This is a genomic window from Streptomyces sp. NBC_00057 (genome assembly GCF_045041165.1).
Taxonomy (GTDB): Bacteria; Actinomycetota; Actinomycetes; order Streptomycetales; family Streptomycetaceae; genus Streptomyces.
In genome coordinates, this window is the sequence record NZ_CP108256.1 from 7,348,480 (window position 1) to 7,362,239 (window position 13,760).

At 70.9% G+C, this 13,760-nt stretch carries 10 protein-coding genes; 9 read left to right on the forward strand and 1 reads right to left on the reverse strand.

Going from position 1 to position 13,760, the window contains the following annotated elements; genetic code table 11:
- The first annotated feature begins 46 nt into the window (after window positions 1-46).
- The 9 genes from OG953_RS34650 to OG953_RS34690 all read left to right on the forward strand — a co-directional run bounded on the left by OG953_RS34650 (window position 47) and on the right by OG953_RS34690 (window position 11,917).
- The gene (locus OG953_RS34650) at window positions 47-694 is read left to right on the forward strand and encodes an HAD family hydrolase (protein ID WP_405689182.1); all 648 of its coding nucleotides are present in this window, start codon (window positions 47-49) and stop codon (window positions 692-694) included.
- A 395-nt stretch (window positions 695-1,089) separates the two neighbouring features.
- Window positions 1,090-2,151: a methionine ABC transporter ATP-binding protein gene (locus OG953_RS34655; RefSeq protein WP_405689184.1), complete on the forward strand. Its 1,062-nt coding sequence runs from the start codon at window positions 1,090-1,092 to the stop codon at window positions 2,149-2,151.
- Window positions 2,148-2,819, forward strand: a complete 672-nt coding sequence (locus tag OG953_RS34660) for a methionine ABC transporter permease (protein WP_405689185.1) — start codon at window positions 2,148-2,150, stop codon at window positions 2,817-2,819. The genes OG953_RS34655 and OG953_RS34660 overlap by 4 nt, the downstream gene beginning before the upstream one ends.
- A 73-nt stretch (window positions 2,820-2,892) precedes the next feature.
- Window positions 2,893-3,759 carry a MetQ/NlpA family ABC transporter substrate-binding protein gene (locus OG953_RS34665; protein WP_405689186.1) on the forward strand — a complete coding sequence of 289 codons (867 nt, stop codon included), beginning with the start codon at window positions 2,893-2,895 and terminating at the stop codon, window positions 3,757-3,759.
- A 101-nt stretch (window positions 3,760-3,860) separates the two neighbouring features.
- Window positions 3,861-4,547: a GNAT family N-acetyltransferase gene (locus OG953_RS34670; RefSeq protein WP_405689187.1), complete on the forward strand. Its 687-nt coding sequence runs from the start codon at window positions 3,861-3,863 to the stop codon at window positions 4,545-4,547.
- A gap of 107 nt (window positions 4,548-4,654) precedes the next feature.
- A complete protein-coding gene (cbiE, locus tag OG953_RS34675) occupies window positions 4,655-5,893 on the forward strand; it encodes a precorrin-6y C5,15-methyltransferase (decarboxylating) subunit CbiE (protein ID WP_405689189.1) in 1,239 nt (412 codons plus the stop codon).
- Between the two features lie 333 nt (window positions 5,894-6,226).
- Window positions 6,227-9,481 carry a nicotinate-nucleotide--dimethylbenzimidazole phosphoribosyltransferase gene (gene cobT / locus OG953_RS34680; protein WP_405689190.1) on the forward strand — a complete coding sequence of 1,085 codons (3,255 nt, stop codon included), beginning with the start codon at window positions 6,227-6,229 and terminating at the stop codon, window positions 9,479-9,481.
- A 255-nt stretch (window positions 9,482-9,736) separates the two neighbouring features.
- Entirely contained in the window at window positions 9,737-10,999 is a 1,263-nt protein-coding gene (cobA, locus tag OG953_RS34685) for a uroporphyrinogen-III C-methyltransferase (protein WP_405689191.1), read from the forward strand.
- A gap of 99 nt (window positions 11,000-11,098) precedes the next feature.
- Window positions 11,099-11,917, forward strand: coding sequence for a TrmH family RNA methyltransferase (locus OG953_RS34690; protein WP_405689192.1), 819 nt, complete (start codon window positions 11,099-11,101; stop codon window positions 11,915-11,917).
- 4 nt (window positions 11,918-11,921) lie between these two features.
- Here the strand turns inward: OG953_RS34690 and OG953_RS34695 are convergent, their stop codons facing one another.
- Window positions 11,922-13,244: a serine/threonine-protein kinase gene (locus OG953_RS34695; protein WP_405689193.1), complete on the reverse strand. Its 1,323-nt coding sequence runs from the start codon at window positions 13,242-13,244 to the stop codon at window positions 11,922-11,924.
- Window positions 13,245-13,760: the final 516 nt, after the last annotated feature.

Sequence of the window (13,760 nt, forward strand, 5' to 3'; positions counted from 1 at the left end):
TACCCGGAGGACATGACCCGAGGGCAAGGCCCTAGTGTCGATGCACATGAAGATCCATGCCGAAGCCCTGCTGTTCGACAACGACGGAACACTGCTCTCCTCGATCGAGTCGGTGTACCGCTGCTGGACCCGGTGGGCCCAGGAGTACGGGATCACGGCGGAGGACTTCCAGGGCATCGAACTGCATGGCCGGACGGCAGGCGAGATCATTGCCGAGCTGCTTCCCGCGGACCGGGTCGACGGGGCCCTGGCCCGTATAGAACAGCTGGAGGTCGAGGACGCCTCCGGCGGAGTCGTGATCCTGCCCGGCACCAAGGAGTTGCTCGGTGTGCTGCCCGTGCACCGCTGGGCCGTCGTCACCTCCGCCACCCGGCCGCTCGGCGAGGCGCGGCTGCGCGAGGTGGGGATCGACTTCCCCGTGATGATCGCCGCCGAGGACGTCACCCGCGGCAAGCCCGACCCCGAGCCCTATCTCCTGGCCGCCGCGCGCCTCGGCGTCGACCCGGCCCGCTGTGTGGTCTTCGAGGACGCCCCCGCCGGGCTGCGGGCCGGACGGGCGGCAGGCATGAAGACCGTGGCCTTGGCCACAACGCACGACCGTTCCGCGCTGGACGCGGATGTCGTCATCGATGACCTCTCCGCCATATCGGTGCAGGTCACAGTCCAGGGAGTGGAAATCACGGCGGTCGGCTGAGCCGGCTCGAACCGCCATCCACGGCTGTCCGCTATTCGGACGGGCGGACCGGACGGAACGTTACGTCTGTTTTACTTGGCGCATGACCACGACGAGCAACCGCATCCTTGCGACCGAGGCGATCACGACGCCCGGTGCTCGTTGTATGTGTCGAATGCGCGCCTTCTGAGGGCCCCCGCCTGAGCCTCGCGCCCCGAAGCGAGACCGAGCCCGAGCCGTCCGCACCCGGCGGAACGAGCCTGCCCGAGCACCGCTGTCCCGGCCACCTGCCGCACCCAGCCGTGCCGAGACCCCCGCTTGGAACGTCCGATCGAAACGTCCAAAGAGTCTCATCAGACGAATGCCCCGTGCCCGGCGGACACCGCGCCGCGCACTCGACAGTGACGGAAACCCCTGTGATCACCACTTCGGGCCTCACGAAGGTCTACCAGTCGCGCGGCCGCGAGGTCACCGCCCTGGACGGCGTCGACCTGCACGTCCGCGAGGGCGAGGTGTACGGCGTCATCGGACAGAGTGGCGCCGGAAAATCCTCCCTCATCCGCTGCATCAACCTCCTGGAACGCCCCACCTCGGGCACCGTGACCGTGGCCGGCCAGGACCTCACCGCCCTCGCGGGCCGGGGCCGCCGGGCCGGCAAGGAGCTGCGCGAGGCGCGCAGCCGCATCGGCATGGTCTTCCAGCACTTCAACCTGCTGGCCTCGCGCAACGTCCAGGACAACGTCGAACTCCCGCTGGAGATCCTCGGCGTCTTTGGCAAGGACCGCTCCCGCAAGGCCCTCGAACTCCTCGACCTGGTAGGCCTCGCCGACAAGGCCAAGGCCTACCCCGGCCAGCTCTCCGGCGGGCAGAAGCAGCGCGTCGGCATCGCCCGCGCGCTCGCCGGAGACCCCAAGGTGCTGCTCTCCGACGAGGCGACCTCCGCCCTCGACCCCGAGACCACCCGCTCCATCCTTCAGCTGCTGCGCGACCTCAACCAGCAGCTCGGCCTGACCGTTCTGCTCATCACGCACGAGATGGACGTCGTCAAGACGATCTGCGACTCGGCCGCGCTGATGCAGAAGGGGCGCATCGTCGAGTCGGGCACCGTCGGTGAACTGCTCGCCACCCCCGGCTCCGAACTGGCCCACGAGCTGTTCCCCGTCGGCGGTACGGCCTCCGGCCCCGACCGCACGGTCGTCGACGTCACCTTCCACGGGGAGGCCGCCACCCAGCCGGTGATCTCGCAGCTCTCCCGTACGTACAACATCGACATCTCGATCCTGGGCGCCGCGATGGACACCGTCGGCGGCAATCAGATCGGCCGGATGCGCATCGAGCTGCCCGGCCGCTTCGAGGAGAACGTCGTCCCGATCGGCTTCCTGCGGGAGCAGGGCCTGCAGGCCGAGGTCGTGGAGCACGACGCCGCCTCCATCCCCGTACAGACCCCCGCCCCGCTCACCAAGGAGGTGGCGAAGTGACCTGGTCCGAAATGCAGCCGCTGCTCACCCAGGGAACCATCGACACCCTTTACATGGTGCTCTGGTCCGCGGTCGTCACCGTTCTCGTGGGGCTGCCGCTCGGCGTCCTGCTGGTCCTCACCGACAAGGGCGGACTGCTCCAGAACACCCCGGTGAACAAGGTCATCGGCGTGATCGTGAACATCGGCCGCTCGCTGCCGTTCATCATCCTGCTGATCGCCCTGATCCCCTTCACCACCTGGGTCGTCGGCACCTTCATCGGCCCGACCGCGATGATCGTGCCGCTCGCCGTCGGCGCCATCCCGTTTTTCGCACGGCTCGTCGAGACGGCCGTCCGCGAGGTCGACCACGGGCTCGTCGAGGCCGTCCAGTCGATGGGCGGATCCATCCCGACGATCGTGCGCAAGGCGCTTCTGCCGCAGGCACTGCCCTCGCTCATCTCCGGCGTCACCACCACCGTCATCGTGCTCATCGGCTACTCCGCGATGGCCGGTGCGGTCGGCGGCGAGGGGCTCGGCTCCAAGGCCGTGACCTACGGATTCCAGCGCTTCGACAACCAGTTCATGCTCATCACCGTCGCGCTGCTGATCGTCATCGTGACCGTGATCCAGCTGATCGGCGACGGAGCCGTACGCCTGCTGGCCCGCCGGGGCCGCACCACCACCTGAGACTTCCTCTCAGCTCAAGCCCGAACTCCTTGTCCGGGCGCACCACCCTCACCACCAGAAAGAGGCACTTTTCGTGCGTAGGAACATCAAGATCACCGCAGCTGCCGCCGCCACCGCCGCCCTGGCCTTCGGCCTCACCGCCTGCGGCACGTCGTCCGACCCTGCGTCCAAGGGCGAGACCGGCGCCAAGGCCGACACCTCCAAGGCGCTCGTCGTCGCCGCGTCCCCGACGCCGCACGCCGACATCCTGAACTTCGTCAAGAAGAACCTGGCGGCGAAGGAGGGCCTCGAGCTGGAGGTCAAGGAGTTCACGGACTACGTCCTGCCGAACACCGCCACCGAGACCGGCCAGGTCGACGCCAACTTCTTCCAGCACCAGCCGTACCTCGACGACTTCAACAAGAAGAACAACACCCACCTCGTCTCCGTCGGCACCGTCCACCTGGAGCCCCTCGGCCTCTACTCCAAGAAGGTCAAGGACCTCGGCGACATCAAGTCCGGCCAGACCATCGCGGTGCCCAACGACACCACGAACGAGGGCCGCGCCCTCCAGCTGCTCGCCGAGAACGGTCTGATCACCCTCAAGTCCGGTGTCGGCACCGACGCCAAGCTGAGCGACATCACCGACAAGAAGGGCCTGGAGTTCAAGGAGCTGGAGGCCGCAACCGTGCCCCGCGCCCTGAACGATGTGGACGCCGCCGTCATCAACGGCAACTACGCCATCGAGGCCGATCTCAAGCCCGCCAAGGACGCCCTGGCGCTGGAGAAGGCCGACGGCAACCCGTACGCCAACATCCTCGCCGTGAAGAAGGGCAACGAGAAGGACGCCCGCGTCCAGAAGCTCGTGAAGCTCCTCCACTCCGACGAGGTCAAGAAGTTCATCGAGGACACCTACCAGGGCTCGGTCGTCCCGGCCTTCGGCACCGCCGCCAAGTCCTGACACCCGCACGGAATTTGTCCGACGAGCCCCGCGCACCCCACCAGGGGGGCGCGGGCTCCGTCGTACGGACCCGCCCATGCACAACGTCGGCCCGATGCTGCATGCTGTGCCTTTACACGGTCTTCGGCATGGAGCTGCGCATGACTTCCATCTTTCCGGACATCTCCATCAGCACGGATCGGTTGGTGCTGCGCCCCTTCGACATGGCGGACATCCCCGCGTACATCGAGATGATGAACGACGAACTCGTGACCGCCTGGACCGAAGCCCCTCATCCCTACACCCAGGTCGACGCCGAACGCTGGGTCCGCAGGATCGCACCCGCACAGCGCACCACGGGTGACGGCATCGTCTTCGCCGTCACCGAATTCCTCACCCAGCGACTCGTCGGCTCGGTCCGCCTGCGCAACACCGACTGGCGCACCCTCGCCACCGAGGCCGCGTACATCACCGCCCCCTGGGCGCGCGGCGAGGGATACGCCACCGAGTCCGTGCTGGCGCTGGCCCAGTGGCTCTTCCGCGACCAGGGCTTCGAGCGCATCGAACTGCGCACCGCCGCCGACAACACCGCCTCCCAGCAGGTCGCCCAGAAGCTCGGCTGCATCAGCGAGGGAGTGCTGCGCAACGCCTGCATAGCGCGCACCCGGACCGAGAACGGCACAGACGGAGGCTGGACCGACATCAGGACCGACCTGATCGTCTGGGGCCTGCTTCCCGAGGACCTCGAAGGGGTCGCCGAGCAGCTCGCCGACGCGGGCGGCTACGGCACCTACAACGACTGGAATTGACCCCTCGAAGGGGTCCCGGCACCGTACTGGTACGAACCGGGTACTCTCACCCTGCCCGCCCCTCACGGGCATTCCCACCTGCGACAAATCCAGGAGACTGACGACAGATGGCCGATCGGGTCACCGTGATCGGCTGGGACGGCTCGCCACTGACCGGAGCGGCCACGGCCGCCCTCTCGGCCGCCACGCTCGTCGCCGGAGCCGCCCACCACCTCGCACTCCCCGAAGTCCCGGCGAACGCCGAACGGATCCGCCTGGGCTCCATCGACCTGGCCGCCCGCCGGATCGCCGGACACCGCGGCAGCGCCGTGGTTCTCGCCGACGGAGACCCCGGCTTCTTCGGGGTCGTACGCAATCTCCGCGCACCCGAGCACGGCCTCGAAGTCGAAGTGGTGCCCGCCGTGTCCTCCGTCGCCACCGCGTTCGCCCGCGCCGGGATGCCGTGGGAGGACGCCCAGATCGTCGTCGCCCACTCCCGCACCCTGCGGCGCGCCGTCAACGTCTGCCGCGCCCACCACAAGGTCGCCGTCCTCACCTCGCCCGGCGCCGGCCCCGCCGAACTCGCCCTGCTCCTCGAAGGCGTCCACCGCACCTTCGTCATCTGCGAGGAACTCGGCACCGCACGCGAACAGGTCAGCGTCGTCACATCCGAAAAGGCCGCCGACCACGTCTGGCGCGACCCCAACGTGGTGATCGTCATCGGCGGCGGCCCCGAACCGCAGGCCACCGGCGCCTGGATTGCCGGCCGTCACCCCGCCTACCCCCGTGGCGTACGCGGCTGGGCACTGCCCCCTCAGGCACACCCGGGCGGCGCCACGGACGCCGGGGACGAGAGCGGCGAGGGCGAGTCCCCGGGGCTGCGCGCCGCCCAACTGGCCCGCCTGGGCCCCCGCACCGGAGACCTTCTGTGGGACATCGGCTCCGGCAGCGGGGCCCTGGCGGTGGAGGCCGCCCGTTTCGGGGCGGCGGTCCTGGCGGTCGACAGCGACCCGGCGGCCTGCGCCCGCACCGAGGCGTCGGCCCGGTCCTTCGGAGTCCAGCTCCAGGTCGTCGAGGGCAGGGCGCCGCATGTGCTGGAACGGCTGCCGGAGCCCGATGTCGTACGGATCGGGGGCGGGGGAGTTCCCGTCGTCACCGCCGTCACCGAGCGCCGGCCCGAGCGCATCGTGACCCATGCGTCGACGCGCGACGAGGCCGAGGCACTCGGCGCGGCACTTACCGGGAACGGGTACACCGTCCGGTGTTCGCTCCTCCAGTCCGTCGAACTCGACACGGCCGCATGGTCGGAGCGCGAACGCTCGGTCGTGTTCCTGCTCTCGGCGCTGCGTTCGGACCTCGCCCCCTGACCCGGTCGGCGTACAGCGCGAGGTAGGCTGGCCGATCGTTGCACCGCGGCTGGACGTTCGTCGTTTCGTTCGTCAATGTCCGGAAAAGGGGATCGTTTTGGCCCCCGTTGTGGTACGGCAGAACCGGGGGATGCGCGACGTGGCGCAGTCCACAGCGGGCCGTGGCGAAATGAGCTGCCGCGGCGGCGAACGGCCGCGAGAATGCAGTACGTCCGCGACCGTTTCGTGCCGCGCGGCGCGACCGCTCGTTCTTGTTGACGAGCGCCGGCGTGCCGTGGTCGGGCGTCCCGGGCGATGGGCCGAAGGAGCACTGACGATGGGCGAGGGGTACGCATGAGTGACACCGGCCAGATCCCGGGTGAGGGACTGCCGGAGAACGCAGGCATGGTGGAGCAGCCGGGCATCGCCGCCCCGGATGCCTACACCTACCTCGCTCCCTCCGAGCATGTGTCCGAGGACGAGGATCTCCTGCTGATGCCGAGCCCCCAGGGCGCCTGGGGCGACCCGCAGGCGGTACCGGCCCCCGGTCAGTACCCCGAGGGCGTCGCCGCGCAGGCGCTGCTGCCCGAACAGGGCGCCTACCAGGCCCAGCCCTCGGCACACGCGGCCCACTCCCAGCCGGTCGGTGAGGCTCCCGCTCAGCCCCAGGGGCCCGTGCAGGTGCAGGAACCCGTCCAGGTGCAGGTCGCGGACGCATACGCCGCCCAGCAGCCGGTGGCCGAAACCCTGCCCGAGACCGGCCAGGGGACGCACGAGACCGGTGGCCGCGACTCCGGTTCGGTCGACCTGGGGGGCGTACGTATCCCGTCGCCCACCCCGGCCACGGCAGCGCAGACCCAGGCCCAGGCCCCAGTGCGCCGACCGCTGCATCGCGGCCCGGTCGCGGCAGACGGCGGGCCGTCCTACGGCGGAACGCCGAGCGGCGGTGTGGTCCGCTCGCTCGCCGACCGCGGACCGGCGGGCGCGCCCCAGGCGCAGGCCCAGACCCAGGCCCCCGCACGGCACGCCGGACCGCCGACCACCGGGCCCGAGTACTTCGAGATGCCGGTTGACGAGGCGGCCGCACTGCCGGGCCCGCAGCTCGGTGAGATCCTGCCGCAGGGCGGAAGCCCCTGGTCGGCCGAGGCGCCGCAGCCGGTCGTTCCCCCGGTGGCGGCAGAAACGGTCGTGCCGGAGCCGGTCGCCGAGCCGGTACCGGCGGCACAGCAGGCACAGCCGGTGCAGCCGGTGCAGGTCGCTCCGGTAGTGGTGCCAGAGGCCGTGAGTGCTTCCGAGGCCGATGCGGTGACGACCACTGTCGAGACGCCCGTCGAGGTTCCGGCGGAGGTTTCTGCCAGTGCACAGGCAGAGGCTGTGTCCGAGGTGCCTGCCGAAGTCGCTGTCGTCGCATCGGAGGACGTCGCGGAAGCCGCTCCCATGGGCCAGTTCGTGCCCGTGGAGGGTTCGGTGCCGACGACCCCGCACCTGGCCCCGACCCCCGTGGTGGAGCAGGCCGTGGATACCGAGCCCGAGCCTGAGCGCGTGGTGTTCGCGATGGAGCCGGCTCAGCCCGAGGCCGCCGAGGCCGCAGACGTGGTCGAGACTGTCGAGAACGTCGCGCCCGCCGAAACTTCTGAGCCGATCCCCGCGCCCGTCCCCGAGGCGGAGGCTCCGACGGTGGCCGACCCCGAGCCCGAGCCGGGCCCGGAGGTCATCGAGACACCGGACATCACGGCCCCCACGGACAGCGCAGAGGCCACGGAGACCGCGCCCGTGGAGTCCGTACAGCCCGAGGCCCAGCCCGAGCCCGAGCTCCAGGCCGAGGAAGCGGAAGTTCCCGAGGCGTCCGACTCCGACGAGACCGGGGCCCCCGCCTCCGCACCCGCCCCCGGCTACGACGATGCCGGGCGCGAGGCCGTCCTGCGGGTCATGCGCGAGCGCCGCGACATCCGCAACGGCTTCCGCAGCGACCCGATTCCGCACGAGGTCCTGCTCCGCGTCCTCGAAGCCGCGCACACGGCGCCCAGCGTCGGCCACTCGCAGCCCTGGGACTTCGTCGTCATCCGCTCGGCGGAGACCCGTCGTTCCATGCACGAACTGGCACAGCGTCAACGCGACGCCTACGCCAAGTCGCTTCCCAAGGGCCGGGCCAAGCAGTTCAAGGAACTGAAGATCGAGGCCATCCTCGACACGCCGGTCAACATCGTCGTCACCGCCGACCCCACCCGCGGCGGCCGCCACACCCTCGGTCGGCACACCCAGCCGCAGATGGCCCCGTACTCCTCGGCGCTCGCCGTCGAGAACCTCTGGCTCGCCGCCCGCGCCGAAGGCCTCGGCGTCGGCTGGGTCAGCTTCTTCGACGAGCGCGAGATGGTCCGTGCCCTGGGCCTGCCCGAGCACCTCGAAGTCGTCGCGTACCTCTGTGTCGGTTACGTCGACGAGTTCCCCGAGGAGCCCGAGCTGATGCAGGCGGGCTGGTCCAAGCGCCGCCCGCTGTCCTGGGTCGTCCACGAGGAGACGTACGGCCGCCGCGCGCTGCCCGGCGAGGAGCCGCACGACCTGCTGCAGGAGACCATCTCCAATATCCGTCCGCTGGACGCCAAGGCGCTCGGCGAGGCCTGGGAACGCCAGAAGCGGATGACCAAGCCCGCTGGTGCGCTCGGCATGCTGGAGATCATCTCCGCGCAGCTGTCGGGACTCTCCCGGATGTGCCCGCCGCCGATCCCTGAGCCCGCGGCCGTCGCGATCTTCGCGGGTGACCACGGGGTGCACGCCCAGGGCGTCACGGCCTGGCCGCAGGAGGTCACCGGCCAGATGGTCGCCAACTTCCTCGGCGGCGGCGCGGTCTGCAACGCGTTCGCGGCCCAGGTCGGCGCCGAGGTGTGCGTGGTCGACGTCGGCGTGGCCATGGAGCTGCCCGCGACCCCCGGCCTCCTTCCCCGCAAGGTGCGTGCCGGAACGGCCGACTTCACGACCGGCCCGGCCCTCACCCGCGAAGAGGTCCTCGCGGCCATCGAGGTCGGCATCGAAACCGCCCGTGATCTTGTTGCGGCGGGCAACAAGGGCCTGCTCACGGGTGAGATGGGCATCGCCAACACCACCGCGTCGGCTGCACTGATCTGTGTGTACACGGGCATGGACCCGGCCGAGGTGACCGGTCGCGGTACCGGCATCAACGACGAGATGCACGCCCGCAAGGTCGACGTGGTCCGCCGGGCCCTCGAACTCCACCAGCCCGATCCGGCAGACCCGATCGGTGTCCTGGCATCGGTCGGCGGCCTCGAACACGCGGCGATGGCCGGCTTCCTGCTGGGTGGTGCCTCGCTCCGTACGCCCGTCATCCTCGACGGCGTGAGCGCGGGCGCCGCGGCCCTGGTCGCCCGGGCGATCGCCCCCGAGTCCCTCGCCGCCTGCATCGCCGGCCACCGCAGCGCCGAGCCCGGCCATGTCGCCGCGCTCAACAAGCTGGGGCTGCGCCCGCTGGTCGACCTCGACCTCCGCCTCGGCGAAGGCACGGGTGCGCTGCTGGCGCTGCCGATCGTGCAGAGTGCGGCGCGGGCGATGCATGAGGTGGCGACGTTCGACTCGGCAGGCGTCACGGAGAAGTAGCTCCTCCACCGGACCCCCGCTCCTCAATCACCGAAGGGCTTGTTTTCCAGCCTCGTCGGCGTTCGAGGCGCGGGGTCCGGGGCGGAGCCCCGGTCACGGGAAAGGGCGGGCAGGGGAACAGGCCTGCCGCAGGCGCCCCACGCACCCCCGCACCCCACCCCGTATCGTGGACCCCGCCCCACAAACCCGCACGTCACCGCCGCTCCACCGCCGCAGCGGCCCGCACCCCGCACCGTACGAGGAGCCCGCACCGCCATGGCCGAGCACGCAGATCACGCCGATCACCCTGCGTACCCCGTCGGACTGCGTCTCAGCGGCCGCCGAGTCGTCGTGGTCGGCGGCGGCCAGGTCGCCCAGCGTCGCCTCCCCGCGCTCATCGCGGCAGGCGCCGACATCGTCCTCGTATCGCCGGCCGCGACCCCGTCCGTCGAGGCGATGGCCGACGCCGGCGAGATCCGCTGGGAGCGCCGCCCGTACGCCGAAGGGGACCTGGCCGACACCTGGTACACACTCATCGCGTCCGACGACACCACGGCGAACGACGCCGCCTCCGCCGAGGCCGAGCGCACCCGCACCTGGTGCGTCCGCAGCGACAACGCCGACGCCGCCACCGCCTGGACCCCGGCCACCGGCCGCAGCGAGGGCGTGACCGTCGCCGTCCTCACCACCGACACCCACGGCCGCGACCCGCGCCACTGTGCCGCCGTCCGCGACGCCATCGTCGAGGGCCTGCGCGACGGCACCCTCGCCGCACCCCACCACCGCACCCGGACCCCCGGCGTCGCCCTGGTCGGCGGCGGCCCCGGCGACCCGGACCTGATCACGGTGCGCGGCCGCCGCCTCCTCGCAGAGGCCGACGTCGTCATCGCAGACCGCCTCGGCCCGCGCGACCTGCTCGACGAACTCCCGCCGCACGTCGAGGTGATCGACGCCGCGAAGATCCCGTACGGCCGCTACATGGCCCAGGAGGCGATCAACCAGGCGCTCATCGAGCACGCCAAGGCGGGCAAGGCCGTCGTGCGGCTCAAGGGCGGCGACCCGTTCGTCTTCGGCCGCGGCATGGAGGAGGCCAAGGCGCTCGCCGCCGAAGGCATCGCCTGCACCGTCGTCCCCGGCATCTCCAGCTCGATCTCCGTGCCCGGCGCGGCCGGAATCCCCGTCACCCACCGCGGTGTGGCCCATGAGTTCACCGTCGTGAGCGGCCATGTCGCCCCGGACGACGAGCGCTCACTGGTCGACTGGCCGGCCCTCGCCCAGTTGCGCGGCACGCTCGTGCTCCTGATGGCGGTCGACAAGATCGGCGCGATCGCCCGTACCCTCATCGCCCACGGCAAGGCACCCGAGACCCCGGTCGCCCTGGTCCAGGAGGGCACCATGGCAGCCCAGCGCCGGGTCGACGCAACGCTCGCGACCGTCGCCGAACGGGCTGTCGCCGAAGACGTGCGTTCCCCGGCCGTCATCGTCATCGGCGATGTCGTCGCGGTCGGCGCGAGCTCCGTATCGCTCCCCGCCGGATAGCCGGCGCGAGCGCCGCCCGCACCCCGCCGAGTAACCAGCAGTAACGGATCTTCTCCCAAGCCGTTGGCACCACACACCGGACAAGGCAGTATCAAACCCGTGGCTGATCTCATCACCGTCGACGACCCCGACGACCCCCGCCTGCACGACTACACCGGACTGACCGATGTCGAACTCCGGCGCAGGCGAGAGCCCGCCGAGGGCCTCTTCATCGCCGAGGGCGAGAAGGTGATCAGACGCGCCAGGCACGCCGGGTACGAGATGCGGTCGATGCTGCTCTCGGCGAAGTGGATCGATCTGATGCGCGACGTCATCGACGAGGTACCGGCCCCGGTGTACGCGGTCACTCCCGAGCTCGCCGAGCGCGTCACCGGATACCACGTCCACCGCGGCGCCCTCGCCTCGATGCAGCGCAAACCGCTGCCGACGGCCGACGAACTGCTGGCGACGACCCGCCGGGTGGTCGTCATGGAGGCCGTCAACGACCACACCAACATCGGGGCGATCTTCCGCAGCGCCGCCGCCCTCGGCATGGACGCCGTACTGCTCTCCCCGGACTGCGCCGACCCGCTCTACCGGCGCTCCGTCAAGGTCTCGATGGGCGCGGTATTCTCCGTCCCCTACGCCCGTCTCGACACCTGGCCCAAGGCCCTGGAGACCGTACGGGAAGCGGGCTTCAAACTTCTCGCACTGACCCCGGACGAAAAGGCCAGCAGCATCGACGAGGCGGCACCGCACCGGATGGACAAGGTGGCGCTGATGCTCGGCGCCGAGGGGGACGGACTGTCCACCCAGGCTCTGGTGGCCGCCGACGAATGGGTGCGCATCCCGATGGCGCACGGCGTCGACTCGCTGAACGTGGGAGCGGCCGCCGCGGTCGCGTTCTACGCGGTGGCATCAGGCCGCCCGCGGAACTGACCGCCTACTGAGGCTGCAGGCCCTGGCCCTCGCCCTGGTTCTGGGGCTGCGTCCGGCTCTCGCTCGTGCCCAGCCCGCGGGCCGGACCCTCGCAGCCCTGTGCCGCAGCGATGCCCAGCGCGACCAGCAGCGTGACCACGACGAAGACGACGAGCCGCTGCCGCAGCAGCCGCGGGTTGGCGGGACGCCGCCCCGTCGAAGTCTTACGGGCCCCGGGCCGCGTTCCCGGCCGGCCGTTCGTCCCGTTCGTGCCCTGCGGGCGCTTGCCGGACCGTGTTGTGTTGCGCGGAGGCTGATGCTGCTGACGGCGCGAACCACCGGTGCGGGGCGACCCGGCCCTCGATGACGTGGCCTGCCGGCTGCTCCGAGGTTGCTTCTGCTGACGGGGTGCCGGAGGAGCCGTACGCCGGGTCTGCTGCTCGGTGTACGGGCCGTCGAGACGTCCGGTCGGCCGGTCCAGTTCCTGTGCCGAACGCTGAACGGGTGGACGGCTCTCGTGCAGACCCTGCGCCTCCCGCGCCGCGATCTCCTTGAGCCGCATGGAGAGTTGAAGCGTGGTCGGCCGCTCCTCGGGGTCCTTCGCCAGGCAGGCGCTCACCAGCGGCGCGAGCGCATCGTGCACGTCGTACAACTGCGGTTCCTCGTGCACCACTCGGTACAGCATCACCTCGGAACTGCCGTGCCCGAAAGGCGAGTCGGCCGTCGCCGCATACGCCAGCGTGGCACCGAGCGAGAACACGTCCGTCGCGGGCGTAACGGTCGCGCCGCGCACCTGCTCGGGCGCCAGGAATCCTGGCGAGCCCACCGCCGTACCGACATGGGTGAGCGTGCTCGCCCCGGTCGCCCAGGCGATCCCGAAGTCGATGATCCGGGGGCCCTTGGGGGAGAGAAGGATGTTCGACGGCTTCAGGTCACGGTGGACGACACCGGCCTCGTGCACCGCCACCAGGCCCTCGGAGAGCGCCGCCCCGATCGAGGCCACCTCGGCCGCCGACAGCGGACCCTCCTCGGCCACCTTGTCGTGCAGCGAGGGCCCCGGGACGTACTGAGTGGCGAACCACGGGCGGTCCGCCTCCAGATCGGCGGCCACCAGACGCGCCGTACAGCCACCGCGGATCCGCCGCGCGGCGGACACCTCGCGCGCGAAGCGCGAGCGGAACTCCTGGTCCTCCGCCAGATCCGGCCGGATCACCTTCAACGCCACCCGCTGGCCCCGCCGGTCCGAACCGAGATAGACGACACCCATGCCGCCCGCTCCGAGCCGCCGGTGCAGCCTGAACGAGCCGACGACACGCGGGTCCTCGCGCCGGAGCCGCATCATCGCCATGTCTGCCCATCCCCGCTGCCTGGTACGCCTGACGAGGCACAGCTTACGTACCCGGCGCCCGGGGCGCTCAGAGGCCGCGCCCTCGCCCACCGATCGATTGTCAGTGCGCGGCACGGTCCATGACGGCGAGTGGGGCCACAGCCGGTCTCGCACCGAGCGGTGTCGGGTCATCAAAGTGGCTGTGCTGACGAGGGGTTGGAGCTGTGAGGACTGCGGACCCGACGAGTGGGGGCGCGACACGGACCCCGTGGGGAGGGGGCCGCGGCGACTGGGGCGACGTACCCACGACCCGCGGCCGGGAGCGGCGGCGCGGGCGAGTGAGTGAAGTCACGGTCGCCGTCCCACCTGCTGCCGCATCCCTCCGCCCACCTGATCCACAACATTCCGGGCACCCCTCCGGGATGACCCCGGGATCAGGCGCCCGATCTCCACCCAGGGGAGTACATCGACTACCCGGGGCTCATCCTCCGGGAGGCCCGGAATTCGGTACGCGGGCATGACGTCGTACGCCTTGCG